General features: G+C 59.7%; 10 protein-coding genes and 3 tRNA genes. 7 read left to right on the top strand and 6 right to left on the bottom strand.

Going from position 1 to position 15,342, the window contains the following annotated elements; all coding sequences use genetic code 11:
• Positions 1 to 87: 87 nt before the first annotated feature.
• Entirely contained in the window at positions 88 to 1,407 is a 1,320-nt protein-coding gene (locus FGZ14_RS07175; protein ID WP_139922760.1) for a PAS domain-containing sensor histidine kinase, read from the top strand.
• Positions 1,408 to 1,502: 95 nt separating this feature from the next.
• Here the strand turns inward: FGZ14_RS07175 and FGZ14_RS07170 are convergent, their stop codons facing one another.
• The 5 genes from FGZ14_RS07170 to FGZ14_RS07150 all read right to left on the bottom strand — a co-directional run bounded on the left by FGZ14_RS07170 (position 1,503) and on the right by FGZ14_RS07150 (position 8,320).
• Positions 1,503 to 3,167, bottom strand: a complete 1,665-nt coding sequence (locus FGZ14_RS07170) for an SBBP repeat-containing protein (protein WP_139922758.1) — start codon at positions 3,165 to 3,167, stop codon at positions 1,503 to 1,505.
• A 182-nt stretch (positions 3,168 to 3,349) separates the two neighbouring features.
• Positions 3,350 to 4,807 carry a toxin-antitoxin system YwqK family antitoxin gene (locus FGZ14_RS07165; RefSeq protein WP_139922754.1) on the bottom strand — a complete coding sequence of 486 codons (1,458 nt, stop codon included), beginning with the start codon at positions 4,805 to 4,807 and terminating at the stop codon, positions 3,350 to 3,352.
• A gap of 247 nt (positions 4,808 to 5,054) precedes the next feature.
• Positions 5,055 to 6,236 (bottom strand): acetyl-CoA C-acyltransferase, encoded by a 1,182-nt coding sequence (locus FGZ14_RS07160; RefSeq protein WP_308217170.1) that lies wholly within the window; start codon positions 6,234 to 6,236, stop codon positions 5,055 to 5,057.
• A 138-nt stretch (positions 6,237 to 6,374) separates the two neighbouring features.
• On the bottom strand, positions 6,375 to 7,340 hold the full coding sequence (locus FGZ14_RS07155; RefSeq protein WP_139922750.1) for a tetratricopeptide repeat protein: 966 nt from the start codon (positions 7,338 to 7,340) through the stop codon (positions 6,375 to 6,377).
• The gene (locus FGZ14_RS07150) at positions 7,337 to 8,320 is read right to left on the bottom strand and encodes a VWA domain-containing protein (protein WP_139922747.1); all 984 of its coding nucleotides are present in this window, start codon (positions 8,318 to 8,320) and stop codon (positions 7,337 to 7,339) included. Before FGZ14_RS07150 ends, FGZ14_RS07155 begins: the two co-directional genes overlap by 4 nt.
• A gap of 192 nt (positions 8,321 to 8,512) precedes the next feature.
• Here FGZ14_RS07150 and FGZ14_RS07145 point away from each other — a divergent pair.
• The 6 genes from FGZ14_RS07145 to ppk1 all read left to right on the top strand — a co-directional run bounded on the left by FGZ14_RS07145 (position 8,513) and on the right by ppk1 (position 14,169).
• A tRNA-Ser gene (locus FGZ14_RS07145) sits at positions 8,513 to 8,600 on the top strand.
• 92 nt (positions 8,601 to 8,692) lie between these two features.
• A tRNA-Pro gene (locus FGZ14_RS07140) sits at positions 8,693 to 8,766 on the top strand.
• Positions 8,767 to 8,813: 47 nt separating this feature from the next.
• Positions 8,814 to 8,887, top strand: a tRNA-Arg gene (locus tag FGZ14_RS07135).
• Between the two features lie 435 nt (positions 8,888 to 9,322).
• Positions 9,323 to 11,311 carry a DNA topoisomerase (ATP-hydrolyzing) subunit B gene (gene gyrB, locus FGZ14_RS07130; protein WP_139922744.1) on the top strand — a complete coding sequence of 663 codons (1,989 nt, stop codon included), beginning with the start codon at positions 9,323 to 9,325 and terminating at the stop codon, positions 11,309 to 11,311.
• A 138-nt stretch (positions 11,312 to 11,449) separates the two neighbouring features.
• Complete coding sequence (locus FGZ14_RS07125; protein ID WP_139922741.1) at positions 11,450 to 11,830, top strand: RidA family protein; 381 nt, start codon at positions 11,450 to 11,452, stop codon at positions 11,828 to 11,830.
• A 53-nt stretch (positions 11,831 to 11,883) separates the two neighbouring features.
• On the top strand, positions 11,884 to 14,169 hold the full coding sequence (gene ppk1 / locus FGZ14_RS07120; protein ID WP_139922738.1) for a polyphosphate kinase 1: 2,286 nt from the start codon (positions 11,884 to 11,886) through the stop codon (positions 14,167 to 14,169).
• A 159-nt stretch (positions 14,170 to 14,328) separates the two neighbouring features.
• On the opposite strand, the gene FGZ14_RS07115 is transcribed toward ppk1, so the two are convergent.
• Positions 14,329 to 15,321 (bottom strand): Ppx/GppA phosphatase family protein, encoded by a 993-nt coding sequence (locus tag FGZ14_RS07115; protein ID WP_180754520.1) that lies wholly within the window; start codon positions 15,319 to 15,321, stop codon positions 14,329 to 14,331.
• Between the last annotated feature and the right edge of the window lie 21 nt (positions 15,322 to 15,342).

Raw genomic sequence — 15,342 nt, 5'->3', positions numbered from 1 at the left:
AGACTGAAACCAGTTCCCCGCCTCAACCGAGGAGAGGAACTGGTTTTACGCATAGCTTTAGCGCACTACTAGCTTCTTAAATCGTTCATGACCCTGCGCGTTAAGTTTCTGCTCTTTGTCACGATAATTCACGCTGTGCTCATTGTGCTGGCCGGGCAGGTAATGCGCACAAATCCGCCGTTGTTTGTGGGGCTGGAAGTGCTACTGCTGATCAGCATAATTCTGACGGTGCAGCTGTACCGGGGCTTTGTGCGGCCGTTTCAGCTGATTGCGGCCGGCACCGAGGCCATTCGCGTCCGGGACTTCTCCATGAAGTTTGTGCCCGTGGGGCAACGCGAGATGGACCAGCTCATTGATGTGTACAACCACATGATTGACGAGCTGCGCCGGGAGCGGGTAACCCAGCACGAGAAAAGCTACCTGCTCGAAAGCCTGATTCAGGCCTCGCCGGCCGGGGTGCTGCTGCTGTCCTTTGATGGGCACATTGAGGGCGTGAACCCCGCCGCCGAGCGCATGCTGGGCTTGTCGGCGCCGCAGCTGCTGGGTCAGCTGCCGGCCCAGCTGCCCGGCGACTGGGGCGCGGCCCTGACGGGGCTTTCCAGCCGGGAGCCGCAGGTGGTGCAGCTCTCCGGCATCCAGACCTACCGCGCGCATTGTTCCCACTTCGTGGACCGGGGCTTTACCCGCCAGTTTATTATGCTGGAAGAGCTGACCCAGGACCTGATCCGGCAGGAGAAACGGGCCTACGAGAAGCTGATCCGGATGATGTCGCACGAAATCAACAACTCCATCGGCGCCATCAATTCCATTCTGCAGAGCTTCCACTATTACGCCCCCCAGCTCCGCCCCGACGACCAGCCCGATTTCACGGAGGCCCTGGACGTATCCACCGGGCGCAATACGCACCTGGCCAACTTCATTGCCAATTTCGCCAACCTGGTGCGCCTGCCGCTACCCCAGTGCCAGCCCACCGATGTGCACGCGCAGCTCCGCTCCATTGGCCGTCTGTTGCAGGTGCAGGCGGAGCGCCGCCGCATCCTGTGGCACTGGGAGCTGGCGCCGGAGGCGTTGGTGGTAGTGCTGGACCCCCTGCAGCTGGAGCAGGCCCTGCTGAACATCAGCAAAAACGCCCTGGAAGCTATTGGCGAAAATGGGAACATCTGGGTCCGGACCACGCAACAGCCCGCCCGCATTATCATTGAAAACGACGGCCCCGGCATTCCGCCCGAGGTGCAGCGCCGCCTGTTCACGCCCTTTTTCAGCACCAAGCGCGACGGCCAGGGCATTGGCCTGACGCTGGTGCGCGACATCCTGCTGGCCCACCATTTCCGGTTCGAGCTAGCCGCCACCGCCCATAGCACCACGGCCTTCACCATTTGGCTAACGCCAGCCGCCGGCCGCAACTAGCTACTCCCCCTCGTCTTATGAAAAAGCAACCCCACCTACCATTCCGCTTAGCGGCAACTGGTAGGCGGGGGTGCTGGCTTGTTTTGGATGGGGAGCTACTGAATCAGGATGCGCTGGCTTTGCTTGCCGCAGCGCACCACGTACATGCCAGGAGTTAGAGGGGGTAGGTTTAAGCCCTGAACTTCGTAGGCGGGCCGGGCGTTGGCGGCTACTAGTCGGCCTAGGGCGTCGAACACCTGCACCGGCTGATCGGGCTCCAGACCCGTAGCCCACACGGTACCGCGGCTGGGGTTGGGCCAAAGGGTAAGGGTAGCCGCAGCGGGCCGGGCCAAATCCTGAACGCTGGTCACGAAAAAACGGTCCGCGAAATACTCATAGTACGGCGTGCCGCCCGGCAGTTGGGTTTCGCCCAGGGAAATGGAGGCACCCTGGAAAGTGCCCGCCACTTGAGTGGCACCCGTGGCGGGGTTGCTGGCTATAGCCAGGGCAAGGTCTTCGCCGGGGCCGCCGCTGCCCACGGCCCAGCGCCAGCTACCTGCGGCGGTAAGGCCCGCCACCACTACATCGGTTGGGCCCGCTGCCGACAGAGGAGGTAGGGACCCGAACGAGACGCGAGTTCCGGCGAAATTACCAGCAACGAGTACATTACCCCCAGCGTCCAGCGCAACATCCAGGCCCGCATCCTGCTCGGGTCCGCCGCCGCGCACGGCCCACTGCCACTGGCCCTCAGGACTCAGCCGGGCCACCAGCAAGTCGAAGCTGTCATCTTCTTTGGAAGCAGGCACAGTGCCAAACCGTGCCTGCTTGCCCGCTACGGCGCCCGTTACGAATACATTTCCACTTGCGTCCACGGCTAGGCCATTGCCCCGCGTCTGGGCGCTGCCTCCTCCGCTCACGGCCCACTGCCACTGGCCCTGCGCGTTGAGCTTGCTCACGAACATATTGCTGCGCCAGTTGTCGCGGCGCAGCGGTATAGTGCCGAAGCGGGCCAAGTCGCCCTCGAAGGTGCCGGTCACGTACACGTTGCCGCTGCCGTCAACCCCAATGCCCTGCCCGAAATCGTAGCTGCGGCTACCGCCTTCGGTCACGGCCCAGTCCCAGGTGCCGGCGGCACTAAGCTTAGCCACAAAAGCATTATACACCCCCTCATTACGGACAAGGTGCGAACCGAAGGTGGCATCGTAGCAGCGCAAGCCGCCCGTCACGTAGGCATTGCCGGCTGCATCCACAGCCAACCCTTCCGGGAAAATAAAGTTGTTGGTGTTAACGCCGCTGGAGTGACTTACCCGCAGCCACTGGCCCTCGGGGCTCAGCTTGGCCAGGAACAGGTGGGTGCCGTAGCCGGAGTTTACTATCTGCTGATTGCCGAAGCTGGGTAGGTAGCTTTCAGTGTGCCCGGTCACGTACACGTTGCCGGCCGCATCCAGGGCCACGGCCGTCGCAATGTCTTCGTCGTTTCCCCCGGCCCGTACGGCCCAGGTATAGACGCCCGCTGGGTCCAGCTTGGCCACGAACACATCATAGTCGGCAGTAGCGGTGAGGGTAGTGGCACCAAGGGTGAGGGTTTCCCGGAATGTACCTGCTACGTAGGTGTTACCGGCGGCATCGGTGGCTATGCTGCGCGCCTGAGCCTGCTGCCCAAAACGGGTTGGTTTCTCACCACCGGAGGCCCAGGAAAACACGGGAATCTGGGCGTATGCCGCGGTAGTTTGAAGTAAAAGCCCGAAGGCCGCACCAGCACACTGTAAAAAGGAAGGCATAAAGAAGAAGGGTAGAGGGTAGAATCGATACAGGCGTGATTAGTGAAAAGCAGAAGGCCTTCCTGAGTCTTGCATGACAAGCAGAAAGGCCTTCTGGGGAAAGATAGGGGTAGCGTCCCGGAGCAGCAAAACCAATCTGACCGAACCTCCGCAAAAGTAGGGCCAGATATAGCGTTAAGCTATTATTTGCGTTTAACCGGCGTAGCGGGCTTGCGAGCCGGGGCTGGCTTGGCGGCGGGGGTAGTGCCCGCGGTTACCACCTGCCCATTGCGGAAGGTTTTCTTCTCGTGCACGGTTTTGCCATCAGCCTCAAAGTAGCTCCACACGCCGGTTTCCTTGCCATTGCGGAAGGCCCCCGCTACCTCCGGGGTACCGTCTTCGCGCAGCTGGCGGTAGGGGCCCGTTTTCAGACCTTTCACATAGGTGGTTTCGGCTTTGAGCTTGCCGGAGGGGTAGTACTCCTGGCCCAGCCCGGTAGTTTTGCCGGCCTCATACGTCAGCTTGCTTTGCACGGTGCCGGTGGGGTAGTAGGTAAGCTGTTCGCCGGCCAGCTTGCCGCCTACGTAGGTTTCCTGCTTCTGCACCTGCTTGCCGCCGGGGTGGAACACGCGCCAGATACCCGCCGGAACACCGTTCTTATACTGCTGCTCCTCTTTGGGCAGGCCATCCTCGTAGTAGCCCGTAATTTTCCGGTCGCGGCCCTGGTTGGCGTACTCTATCTTCTGCTGCACCTTCCCGGACTCGTAGTAGTCTTGCTGGGTGCCCACCAATACGCCCTGTCGGTAGGTCTGGGTGCTTTTCACGGCCCCGCTTTCGTAGTAGGATTTGGCTGGGCCATCGAGGTTGCTGGTGCCGCCCACCAGGTTTTTGGCTTGTTTGGTGAGGTCGTCGGCCAGCGGGTTTTTCACGGCCCTGCCCACCAGCGTAGCCGGCGCGTAGGTGCCCTCGGTGCGCAGCTTGCCGGAGCGGTAGTAGCTGCGGTAGCTGCCCCGCCCCGATTTATCGGCCTGCACGTCGGTTTCCACCTGCCCGTTGTCATAATAAGTTTTGTAGGGGCCAGCTAGCAAACCCTTGCTGAACACGCCCTCACTCTGCAGCTGCCCGTTTTCGTAGTAGGTTTTCACGGGGCCGTTGGCTTGCCCGTTCTGGTAGGTGATTTCCACCCGGGGCTTACCCGAGGGGTACAGCTCCCGGATGGTTCCGGCCGGCTGCCCGTGGTCGAGGGAAGTTTCCAGCTTTACCTCCCCGCTGGGGTGGTAGTAGCGCAGCAGGCCGGTGGGCTGGTCTTCCTCATAGGCGCCTTCCTGGGCTACTTTGCCGTTATCATAATAGGTTTTGAAGGGCCCCTGCCGCACGCCCTGGCGGTAGGTGACCTCCAGCCGCCGGCCGCCGTTGGGGTGAAACTCCACGTAAGCCGAGTCGCGCTTGCCGTCGGTGTAGCGGGTTTGGGCCTCCAGCTTGCCCGAGTAGTAAAACCGCTTGTAAGGACCCTGCATCACGGTGTCGGGCCCCACCACAGCGGAGAAAATTTCGCGCTTGCGGGTATTGGTAGAATCGAAATAGGTGGTGAGGCGCCGCAGCTTCTGGGCCTGAGCAGCCGTGGAAGCCAGCAGAAGCAGCGCAAAGACAAGTCGTTTCATAGGCGCAAGAACGCGGTAAATCAGAAAGTATTTTCGGGTTAGAGCCAGCAGAGGGGGTAGGGGGCGTCGGGTTAATACCCCGGGTTGAGCTCTTTCATTCCACCCGTTAGGTCCACCAACGTCCAGCCAACCTAATTCCCAAACAAAAGCCCTGCCGCAAAAAGATGCAGCAGGGCTCCAGTAAACTCAGACGCTCGTTTTCGGCGTCGAAATCCGGGTAATCCGGAAAAGCCGTCTTACTCGGTGTTTATAGTTTTTCTACCACGAGGGAGCTTGCGCCGCCGCCGCCGTTGCAGATGCCGGCCACGCCAATTTTGCCGCCTTCGTTGTGCAGCACATTGACCAGGGTTGTAACAATGCGCGCGCCCGAAGCGCCCAGCGGGTGACCCAATGACACGGCGCCGCCGTAGGGGTTTACCTTGGTGCCTTCCAGCTCCAGTAGCTTGTTGTTTGCCAACGAAACCACCGAGAAAGCCTCGTTAATCTCATAGAAATCAACATCCTTGGCTTCCAGGCCGGCGTGCTTCAGGGCTTTCGGAATGGCGAGGGCTGGAGAAGTGGTGAACCACTCGGGAGCCTGCTCGGCATCGGCAAAGCCCCGAATCCGGGCCAGGGGCTTCACGCCCAGCTCCTCGGCTTTCTCGCGGCTCATCAGCAGCACGGCGGCCGCGCCATCGTTGAGGGTAGAAGCGTTGGCTGCCGTTACGGTGCCTTCCTTGCCGAAAGCCGGTTTCAGGCTGGCAAACTTGGCGAAATCGGCCTTGGTATACTCCTCGTCGTCACTGATAACGGTTTCCTTACCGCGCACCATGATGGTTACGGGCACGATTTCATCCTTTTTCTTGCCGGCCTGGGCGGCGGCGGCGCTACGCTCGTAGCTCTGCTGGGCAAAGGCGTCCTGCTCCTCGCGGGTGATGCCGTAGTGAGCTGCCGTGCGGTCAGCAGCCACGCCCATGGCGAAATCGTGGTAGGGGTCCCAGAGGCCGTCCTTCATCAGGCCGTCAATCATCTGGCCGTGGCCGTATTTAGCCCCAAAACGGGCTTTGTCGAGGTAATACGGTACGTTCGACATGCTTTCCATGCCGCCCGCCAGTACCACTTCCGACTGGCCCAGCATAATGGCCTGGGCCCCGAACATGATGGCTTTGGTACCCGAAGCGCATACTTTGTTCACGGTAGTGCACTCTACGGTATCGGGCAGGCCGGCTTTCTTGGCGGCCTGGCGAGCAGGCGCCTGGCCCAGGTTGGCCGAAATAACGTTGCCCATGATGACCTGGTCCACTTCCTTGCCCTCGATGCCGGCTTTTTCCAGGGCACCTTTCAGGGCAATGGCGCCCAGTTCCGTAGCCGACAGCGAGGCGAGGCTACCCCCGAACGAGCCGATAGGCGTGCGCACGGCCGCGACAATAACAACTTCTTTGATTTGCATAAACAGGTTGGGTGGGGTTGGTTACTTGGTGAGGTAAAGGTAGAAATTCGGCCGATAGGGGAGAAGGAAAGCCCTTTTCCTACCCCCATGGGTTTCATGAACGCCTTGGGCACATGAACTCCTGACCGGGCGGGTTGTTTACCAACCGGGCTTGCCCTTGGGCTGCGGCTGAGCCGCCTTACGCGGGAGCTGTTGCAGGTACTGCTGCTCGGCCGCGTGCAGGGCTTCCAGAATCTGGCGGGCCTGACCTGTGCTCAGGTTCAGCTGCTGCAGGCGGGCCCGCTGGGTCTGGATGTTGGCCTCGGCGTTTGCTGCTGCCTCGGTACCGCCCCGGCGGCTGGCGCCGGTGGCTGCTTCGGCTCCCGTGTCAGAGTCGCTGAGGCCCCGGACTGCCCCCGGCTCGTTGCCCTGAGCCATGTTGCGCTGCGGCCCCTGTCCCGGCCGGAAGCTGCCCTCCGCGGAAGTGCTAGGGCTGGAAGACGGACGGTTCGGGTCGGTCTGGCCCGCCGCGTCGGGGCGGGTTTGCGGGGTAGCGCGTGGATCCTGCTGCTGGGTTGGGTCGGTCACTTCACCTGGGTTATCAGCTCCGGGGCGTGGCTGCGGGGCGCTTTCTCCGGGTTTGCGGGGCCCTGAGCCGCCGTTGGTTCCGGGGGGCGGCGGGGTCGGGGCGCGTTGTGCCAGGAATGTGCGCAGCACCTCGTAGTTGAAGCGGGCATCGGCGTTGGTGGGGTTAGCCACCAGGGCCTGTCGTAACAGGCCCACGGCTTGAGCATAATCCTGCTGGGCCGCGGCCAGCACACCCAGCTGCTGCAGGGCTACGCTTCGGGTAACGGGCTCCTTACTGGTAACCAGCCGGCTGTAATACCCTCGCGCTTCGGCGGCCTGGCCGGCGCGGGCCGTGGCGTGGGCCAGGTTCAGCCACACGGCTTCATCGCGGGCTCCCAGGCTGAGCGTGGCTCTTTTGTAGGCCGCTGCCGCCACCCTGTAATTGCCCCGGGCATAAGCATCGGCGCCTTGCTGAATGGCCTCGTTTCGGTCATGGATGCGGGTCAGGCTACCCCAGGTGCTAAGCAGTAACAGGCTGCCTACTACAATATTCTTCACGGCCGAATTACTTTAACGGTAACTACCACATCCAGCAGCACTAACAGCAGCGCCAGCACCAGGGGGTAGCGGTAGCGGTTATCGGCTACCGAAACGGTGCGCACCTGCTCTGCCTGTCCTTCCAGGCGGTTCAGGGCGTTCAGCAACAGCGGAAACTCGTTGCGTCGGTCCGTAAGTTCAAAATACTGCCCGCCGGTTTGCTCCGCCAGGCGGCGTAGCGGAGCCGGTACAAGCCGCGTTATAGCCTCCCGGCCGCGGGCATCCCGGAGGTAGCCCCGGCCACTCGCCTGCGGAATCCGGCTGCCTTCAGCAGTGCCTACACCCATCGGGAACACGCGGGTGCCGGAGCGGGCCAGAATGCGCGTGGTCGGCTCCAGGTTTTCGCCAAAGTCCTCGCCGTCGGTTACCAGTACAATAGCTACGGCGCGGGGGCGGGCCTCCGCCGTGCCCGACTGCGAGCTTTCCAAACGCTGCAGCACGAGTTCCAGCGGAGTCGCCAGGTCGGTGCTGGCCGCAGGCACCAGTGAGGTTTGCAGCGTATTCAGAAACAGCTGCAGGGCCGCCTGATCATAGGTAAGCGGGCATTGCACGTAGGCCTCCCCCCCAAACACGATAAGTCCCAGTCGGTCGGCCTGAAACCGGCTGACAAGAGTAGTCAGCTCCTGCTTTACTTTTTGCAGTCGGGATGGGGCCACATCCCCGGCATCCATGGAGCGGGAAAGATCCACCAGCAGCCATACATCCTTCCCCTCCGTCCGGACGGGGCGCTGCGTTATGCCGTAAGCGGGCCCTAGCAGCGCCGCTCCCAGCAGGCCTACGTATGCCACCCGCAACACCAGTTTCCAGCCCAGGGCCCAGCCGCGCTGCCCCAGCGGAGCGGCCAGCCGACGGGTGCGAAGCGCGTAGCCCAGGTAAAGCAGAAAAAAAATAATTGCCGCCAGCCCCTCGGGCCAGCCCAGCGGATACGCCCAGTTCAGCACTACGGTAACTTCTTAGCGTTCAAAATACAAGCCCTGCACAGGCGCAGCGGATTTAGGCCCGGAAAGGCCCAAAACGGCGCGTACGGCCCGCTATTGAAGCAGCAAGATGGAAGATATTTTTTTTGAAAAGGATTTGATTCTCCAATCTGCTTGTATATTTGCACACCTTTCAGCCGGAAAGGACTTCTACCTGGAGAGGTGGGTGAGTGGCTGAAACCAGTAGTTTGCTAAACTGCCGTAGCTCTAAAGGCTACCGGGGGTTCGAATCCCCCCCTCTCCGCATTCAATTAAAAATTGAGAATTAAAAATTGAAAGTGGGTCGATTCAGATCCGCATTTTTTTAATTTTTAATTCTCAATTTTTAATTTCTAACGGGGTGTAGCGTAGCCCGGTATCGCGCCTGCTTTGGGAGCAGGAGGCCGCAGGTTCGAATCCTGCCACCCCGACTTAATAGCCGTCAGCCCGCCTCTGGGGCGGGCGGCTATTTGTTTTTGACCCCGTAGCTCAGCTGGATAGAGCAGCTGCCTTCTAAGCAGCCGGTCATGTGTTCGAATCACATCGGGGCCACATCAAGTATAAGCCACTTAGCATTTGCGCTGAGTGGCTTTTTTCTTGTTGAATTCAAACTATCTGTTGGGTGTGCTGGTAGCGCCAGCGGGGTGGGCTGCGGCCCAGCTGGCCCCGCTACCCCGTGCCTGAAGTTTCGGTGGCTTGCTAAGTCGAACGGCCGCGTCGGCTACCGTCCGGCTTCCCGGCTGAGCCAGGGCTGTTTGGGGCGCGGCCTGGGGCATATTTCAGAAACAAAAGCTGCTAGGAATCAGCGGGTCCTGAGTGCGGTGCGTATAGACTTCTCAGAGGCCGCAGGCCTGCGTTGGACACCCGGCTGCAGGCAGAAGAGTAGTAGGCTTTGTAGGGGTAGCAAATCGGCCTTCCCGCTGGCAAAAACCGAATTTTTTCGGTATCTTTGCCTACTTACGCACTAAGCGCTGAACCAACCGCAACATGAGCGAAACCAAAGAGAAAAAAGCCCCCGCCGAGTACTCCGCCAATAGCATTCAGGTACTCGAAGGGCTGGAAGCCGTGCGCAAGCGCCCGGCGATGTATATCGGTGACATCGGTATTAAAGGCCTCCACCACTTGGTATGGGAAGTAGTCGATAACTCCATCGACGAAGCGCTGGCCGGCTACTGCGACACCATTCAGGTTACCATCAACGAAAATAACTCCATTACTGTCCGCGACAACGGCCGCGGTATTCCCGTCGATTTTCACCAGAAGGAAGGCCGCTCGGCCCTGGAGGTGGTTATGACGGTGCTGCACGCCGGCGGTAAGTTCGATAAGGACACCTACAAAGTATCCGGCGGTTTGCACGGGGTAGGGGTGAGCTGCGTGAACGCGCTTAGCCAGGACCTGAAAGTAACCGTGCGCCGCAACGGCAAAATCTACGAGCAGGAGTATAAGATCGGGGCACCTCAGTATCCCGTGCGCGAAATCGGCGAAACCGAGGAGCATGGCACCCAGGTGGACTTCCTGCCCGATGACTCCATCTTCACTGAGTCGGTGTACAAGTACGCCACTATTGCCTCGCGTCTGCGGGAGCTTTCCTACCTCAACAAAGGCATTACCATCGTCCTGACGGACCGTCGTGAGAAGGGAGAGGACGGCGCCGAGTTCCTGACCGAAACCTTCCGCTCAGAAGGCGGCCTGGCGGAGTTCGTGCAGTACCTCGATGGCTCGGAGCGTCATGCCCTCATGCCTACCCCCATTCACGTGGTAAGCGAGAAGGGGAATGTGCCGGTAGAAGTGGCCCTGCAGTACAACGATTCCTACCAGGAGAACATCTTCTCCTACGTTAACAACATCAACACCCACGAGGGCGGCACTCACGTAGCCGGCTTCCGGGCGGCCCTGACCCGTACCTTGAAAGCCTACGCCGATAAATCGGGTAAGCTGGAAAAGGCGAAGGTGGAAATTTCCGGCGAGGACTTCCGCGAGGGTCTGACGGCGGTTATTTCAGTGAAAGTGGCCGAGCCGCAGTTCGAAGGCCAGACCAAAACCAAGCTGGGCAACAGCGAGGTCAACGGGGCCGTGAACACCGTAGTTGGTGAAATTCTAACCCAGTACCTGGAGGAAAACCCCAAGGAGGCGGGCATCATCGTGGAGAAGGTGATTCTGGCTGCCAAAGCCCGGATTGCCGCCCGCAAGGCCCGCGAAATGGTGCAGCGCAAAACCGTGCTGGGCTCCGCTTCCCTGCCAGGCAAGCTCGCCGACTGCTCTGAGTCGGACCCCACCATCTGCGAAATCTACCTGGTGGAAGGTGACTCGGCCGGCGGTACGGCTAAGCAGGGCCGCAACCGCGCTTTCCAGGCGATTATGCCGCTGCGGGGTAAAATTCTGAACGTAGAAAAGGCTCAGGAGCACCGCATTCTGGAAAATGAGGAAATCCGAAACATGATTACGGCCCTGGGCGTGACCTTCGGGGTACCAGCCGATCCTGAGAAGGGCATCGAGGCCGATGCCAAGGCTCTGAACACGACCAAGCTGCGCTACCACAAGGTCATCATCATGACCGACGCTGACATCGACGGCTCCCACATCCGGACCCTGATTCTGACGTTCTTCTTCCGCTATATGCGTGAGCTGGTGGACCGGGGCTATATCTATATTGCCCTACCCCCCCTCTACCTCGTGAAACGTGGTAAAGAGGAGCGCTACTGCTGGACCGAAGAGGAACGTGCCCAGGCTCAGGAGGAGCTCGGCCGCGGCAAGCCCGAAACGGTAAACGTGCAGCGCTACAAAGGCTTGGGCGAGATGAACGCCGAGCAGCTCTGGGAAACGACCATGCAGCCGGCCACCCGCTCCCTGAAGCAGGTAACGGTAGAATCGGCAGCTGAAGCCGACCACCTGTTCTCCATGCTCATGGGCGACGAGGTTGCTCCCCGCCGCGACTTTATCGAGAAAAACGCCAAATACGCGAAACTCGACGTGTAACTGACGCTGAAAAGGCCCGCTGCAAAGCGGGCCTTTTTTGTTGATGTAAAACAGATGGGCTATGTGCTGGATGCTTGTTTCCATGTCATAGCAAAGCCCAACGTTAAACAGAACATCCTCTTTTCCTACCCTTATTCTATGCGCAAACTTATTTCCTCCGGTGCTCCCTGGGAGCCGATTATTGGGTATTCCCGTGCGGTGCGGTTTGGCAACGTGGTAGAGGTAGCCGGCACTACCGCTCAGGATGGCGACACCATTACGGGCAGCGATGCGTACACCCAAGCCAAGCGGGTGCTGGAAAAGATTGGGGAGGCGCTGCAGGCGGCGGGAGCCAGACCAGAACACGTCGTCCGGACCCGCATCTTCGTGGTGAACATAGCCGATTGGGAGGCGGTAGGCCGGGCCCACGGAGAAGTTTTTGGGGCCATCCGGCCGGCTTCTACCTTGCTAGCGGTGAGGGCCCTGATTGATCCACGCCTGCTGGTGGAAATAGAAGCCACCGCTATTATTCCGGAGTAGCCATACTTCTACGGCCGTTTGCTCGTATTTTGTCCGGCCTTTCTTTCCCTAGCATGAAACTGTTCAAATCCGCCGACCTCATCCGCAAAAGCAAGTACATCAGCCGCGACCTGAGCTGGCTGCGCTTTAACTATCGGGTGCTGGACCAGGCGCGCGACGCCGGCCGCTCCCTCTTTGACCGGCTGCGCTTTATAGCTATTACCAGCAGCAACCTCGATGAGTTTTTCATGATTCGGGTGGGCTCGCTCTATAACTATATCGACTACGGCAAGGAGCGGGTTGACTACTCGGGGCTGCGGGAACTGCCTTTCCGGCGCAAGCTGCTGGACTTTGCTCACCGCTTCATCAATGATCAGTCCCTGACTTACCTCAATGAGTTGAAGCCCCTGTTCGAGAAGAACGGCTTCAATGTGCTCAAGATGGAAGAGCTGACGGAGCTGGAGCTGAAGAAGGCCGATGGCTACTTCAAGAACACCATCTTCCCGCTGCTCACGCCCATGGTGTACGACTCCTACCATGGCTTCCCACTGATGATGAACCAGATGCTCATCTTCGGGGTAGTAACCCGGGCCGGCAGCATCCTGGACGCGGAGCCCGACAAGGGACAGGAGCGCTTGACCTTTGTGCAGATTCCGCAGAACCTCTCGCGCTTCTTTGAGCTCACGCGCAAGGATAAAGTGATGTTCGTGCCGATTGAGGAAATCGTGCGGGCCAACCTGCCCAAGCTGTTCCGTAACGTGGAAATCGTGTCGGCCAACCTGTTCCGCATCACCCGCAACGGCGACTTCACCCTGGAGGAGTCCGACGATATTGATGTGGACTTCATCAAGGAAATTCAGTTGGGACTTAAGACCCGGAAGAAGGGTAGGGTAGTACGGCTGGAAGTGGAGCCCAATGCCTCGGGTTTGCTGATGCAGGTGCTGAAGGAGCGGTGGAATATCGATAACGGCAACGTGTTTGTTATCAATTCCTTGATTGATCTAAAGGGCCTGCTTCAGATCCTAAAGCACCCCAACTTCCGGGGTAAGGGCTTCAAGCAGCCGGCCGCCGTAGCGCCCCTGAGCTTGCCGGAGGGCGCCGATGACAACCTCTTCGAGTACCTCAAGCACCACGATGTGCTGCTGCATCACCCCTACAACAACATCGACCCGGTGGTGCGGCTGCTGGAGCAGGCCGCCGAGGACCCGCATGTGCTGGGTATCAAGCAAACCATTTACCGACTAGCCGACGACTCCAGGGTGACGGCCGCCCTGCTGAAGGCGGCGGAGAACGGCAAGCACGTATCGGTGCTGTTTGAGGTGAAGGCGCGTTTTGATGAGGAGCGCAATATTCGGGAGGGTGCCAAGCTGGAAAAAGCTGGCTGCTTCGTCATTTATGGGGTGAGCAAGTACAAGACGCACACCAAAATGATGATGATTATCCGGAAGGAAGGCGAGAAGGTGACGCGCTACGTGCACATCGGCTCGGGCAACTACAACGAGCAGACCTCCCGCATCTACACCGACGTAAGCCTGCTGACGACCAACGACGTGTACGGGCACGACGTGTCGGAATTCTTCAACGTAATCACCGGCCACTCTCAGCCCGATGACTACGAATACCTGATTACGGCGCCCAAAGACATGCGTCAGCAGCTTATTTCCCTGATCCGGGAGGAAGTGCGCAACGCCAAGAAAGGCTTGCCCAGCGGTATCGTCATGAAGATGAACTCCCTGGAAGACAAGGAGATGATTGACGAGTTCTATAAGGCAAGCAAGGCTGGTGTGCCCATTCGGTTTATTGTGCGCGGCATTTGCTGCCTGCGGCCGGGTAGGGCGGGCCTCAGCGAAAACATCGAGGTGCGCAGCATCGTGGGCGACTACTTAGAGCACTCCCGTATGTTCTATTTCCACCAGGCCGGCCAACCCAAAGTGTACGCCGGTTCGGCCGATCTTATGGTGCGCTCCTTCGACCGGCGGATTGAGGCCTTGTTCCTGATTGTAAACCCGCAGCTTAAGCGCGAGGCTATCAACATCCTGTATTTCAACCTAAAGGATAATCAGAATACCTACGTGATGCGCGAGGATGGTGCCTACATTCAGCGCCAGCCCGAGGCCGAAGAACCGGCCTTCAACGTGCACAAAGAGTTCTACAGCAAGAACTTCGGACTGGTGTCGGAAACGCTGCTCTACGACGAATGGCTGTCCTGCGCCACCATCCGGGCCAGCGCTACCTCCGATGCGGCCGAAAACCCGCCCTCCGTACCGGTGGACGACGAGCCCAATGCCTCCGACGAAAGGGCAGTGACCGTGGACCTGGGCGCTGAGCCAGAGCCCGAACAAGAAGCGGCGCTGGAGTAAATCAGGTAGCCATCGGCATATCTTACAGAGCTAACACAACAAACCCTTACTTCCAGATTTGGAGGTAAGGGTTTGCTACTTTCCAGGGGGTAGGGAATAAGCCAGGACCGACGCGCTAAACAAGCCAGTCAGGCTATCAGCCCACGGTAAAAGAGGCATTTATTCTACTTCCGTGGAGCGGCTTTGCACGGCGGTTTTAGGGCGACCCGGCTTCAGGTCGCCGGCCGCGCGGAACTCGTCGAAATGCTCCTCGAACAAGGTCTGGAGCATGCCGTCTTTCAAGCCGATATCGGGCACAATCATCTGGCTGACGTTGGCCCACTCCATGGCTGAAAGGTAGATGTGGCCGGCGGGCACAATCACGTCGGCGCGGTCGGGGTTGAGCAGGGCCACGTTTACCCGCTCGTCCATGTTCATGGAGGTGAGATGGTCGAGGATGGTGGCAATGCGGCGACGCGTGACGGGCTTATCTACGGAAGGCTGGGCCATGCTGTAGAGCTTGTTGATGTTGCCGCCCGTGCCAATGGCGCGAGTTACGTGGTAGCGCCGTGCGTTTTCGGTTACCCACTCTTCCATGCGCTGCCAGGTTTCGCGCATGGCTTCGGTGCTCAGGCCGGCTTCTTCCTGCTGCATGCGGCGGATGGAGCCCACCTCAAACGACTGCGAGGCCACTTTGCGCCGGTCGTGGTAGATATTGAACTCAGTGCTACCCCCGCCCACGTCGATGTGGATGTAGTGTTTCTTGTCTTCGAGCAGGTTTTCGATGACTCGGTTAATGTAGGCGGCTTCGGCCTGACCGTCAATCACCTGCACCGTCATGCCCAGTTCCTGCTGGATACGGGCGGCTACCTCCTGGCCGTTTTTGGCCGTGCGCATGGCCGAGGTAGCGCAGATCAGGTAGTGGTTGGGGGCCACATCGTGCACCTCCATCAGCAGGCGCAGGGCGTGCAGAAACTTGATGAACTTCTCCTGCTTCTTCTCCGAAATGTGGCCGGTAGCAAATACATCTTCGCCGAGGCGGAGGGGGTAGCGCACGTACTCCACGCGCTTGAGTCGGTACCGGTCGCCGTAGTGTAGCACAGCCGAAATCTGGCACCGTACAGCGTTGGACCCGATGTCAATGGCGGCCAGTTTCAGGAGCGGATATTCCATGCAGAAAGGGTAAGACGGAAG

This window comes from Hymenobacter sp. DG01 (genome assembly GCF_006352025.1).
GTDB lineage: Bacteria > Bacteroidota > Bacteroidia > Cytophagales > Hymenobacteraceae > Hymenobacter.
Note: the sequence above shows the minus strand (reverse complement) of the source record. Positions and strands in the feature narration are given on the sequence as shown.

Excerpts from the sequence above, each read along its gene's own strand:
- FGZ14_RS07175 (WP_139922760.1), top strand. The coding sequence starts at position 88 with ATGACCCTGCGCGTTAAGTTTCTGCTCTTTGTCACGATAATTCACGCT.
- FGZ14_RS07170 (WP_139922758.1), bottom strand. The coding sequence starts at position 3,167 with ATGCCTTCCTTTTTACAGTGTGCTGGTGCGGCCTTCGGGCTTTTACTT.
- FGZ14_RS07165 (WP_139922754.1), bottom strand. The coding sequence starts at position 4,807 with ATGAAACGACTTGTCTTTGCGCTGCTTCTGCTGGCTTCCACGGCTGCT.
- FGZ14_RS07160 (WP_308217170.1), bottom strand. The coding sequence starts at position 6,236 with ATGCAAATCAAAGAAGTTGTTATTGTCGCGGCCGTGCGCACGCCTATC.
- gyrB (WP_139922744.1), top strand. The coding sequence starts at position 9,323 with ATGAGCGAAACCAAAGAGAAAAAAGCCCCCGCCGAGTACTCCGCCAAT.
- FGZ14_RS07125 (WP_139922741.1), top strand. The coding sequence starts at position 11,450 with ATGCGCAAACTTATTTCCTCCGGTGCTCCCTGGGAGCCGATTATTGGG.
- ppk1 (WP_139922738.1), top strand. The coding sequence starts at position 11,884 with ATGAAACTGTTCAAATCCGCCGACCTCATCCGCAAAAGCAAGTACATC.
- FGZ14_RS07115 (WP_180754520.1), bottom strand. The coding sequence starts at position 15,321 with ATGGAATATCCGCTCCTGAAACTGGCCGCCATTGACATCGGGTCCAAC.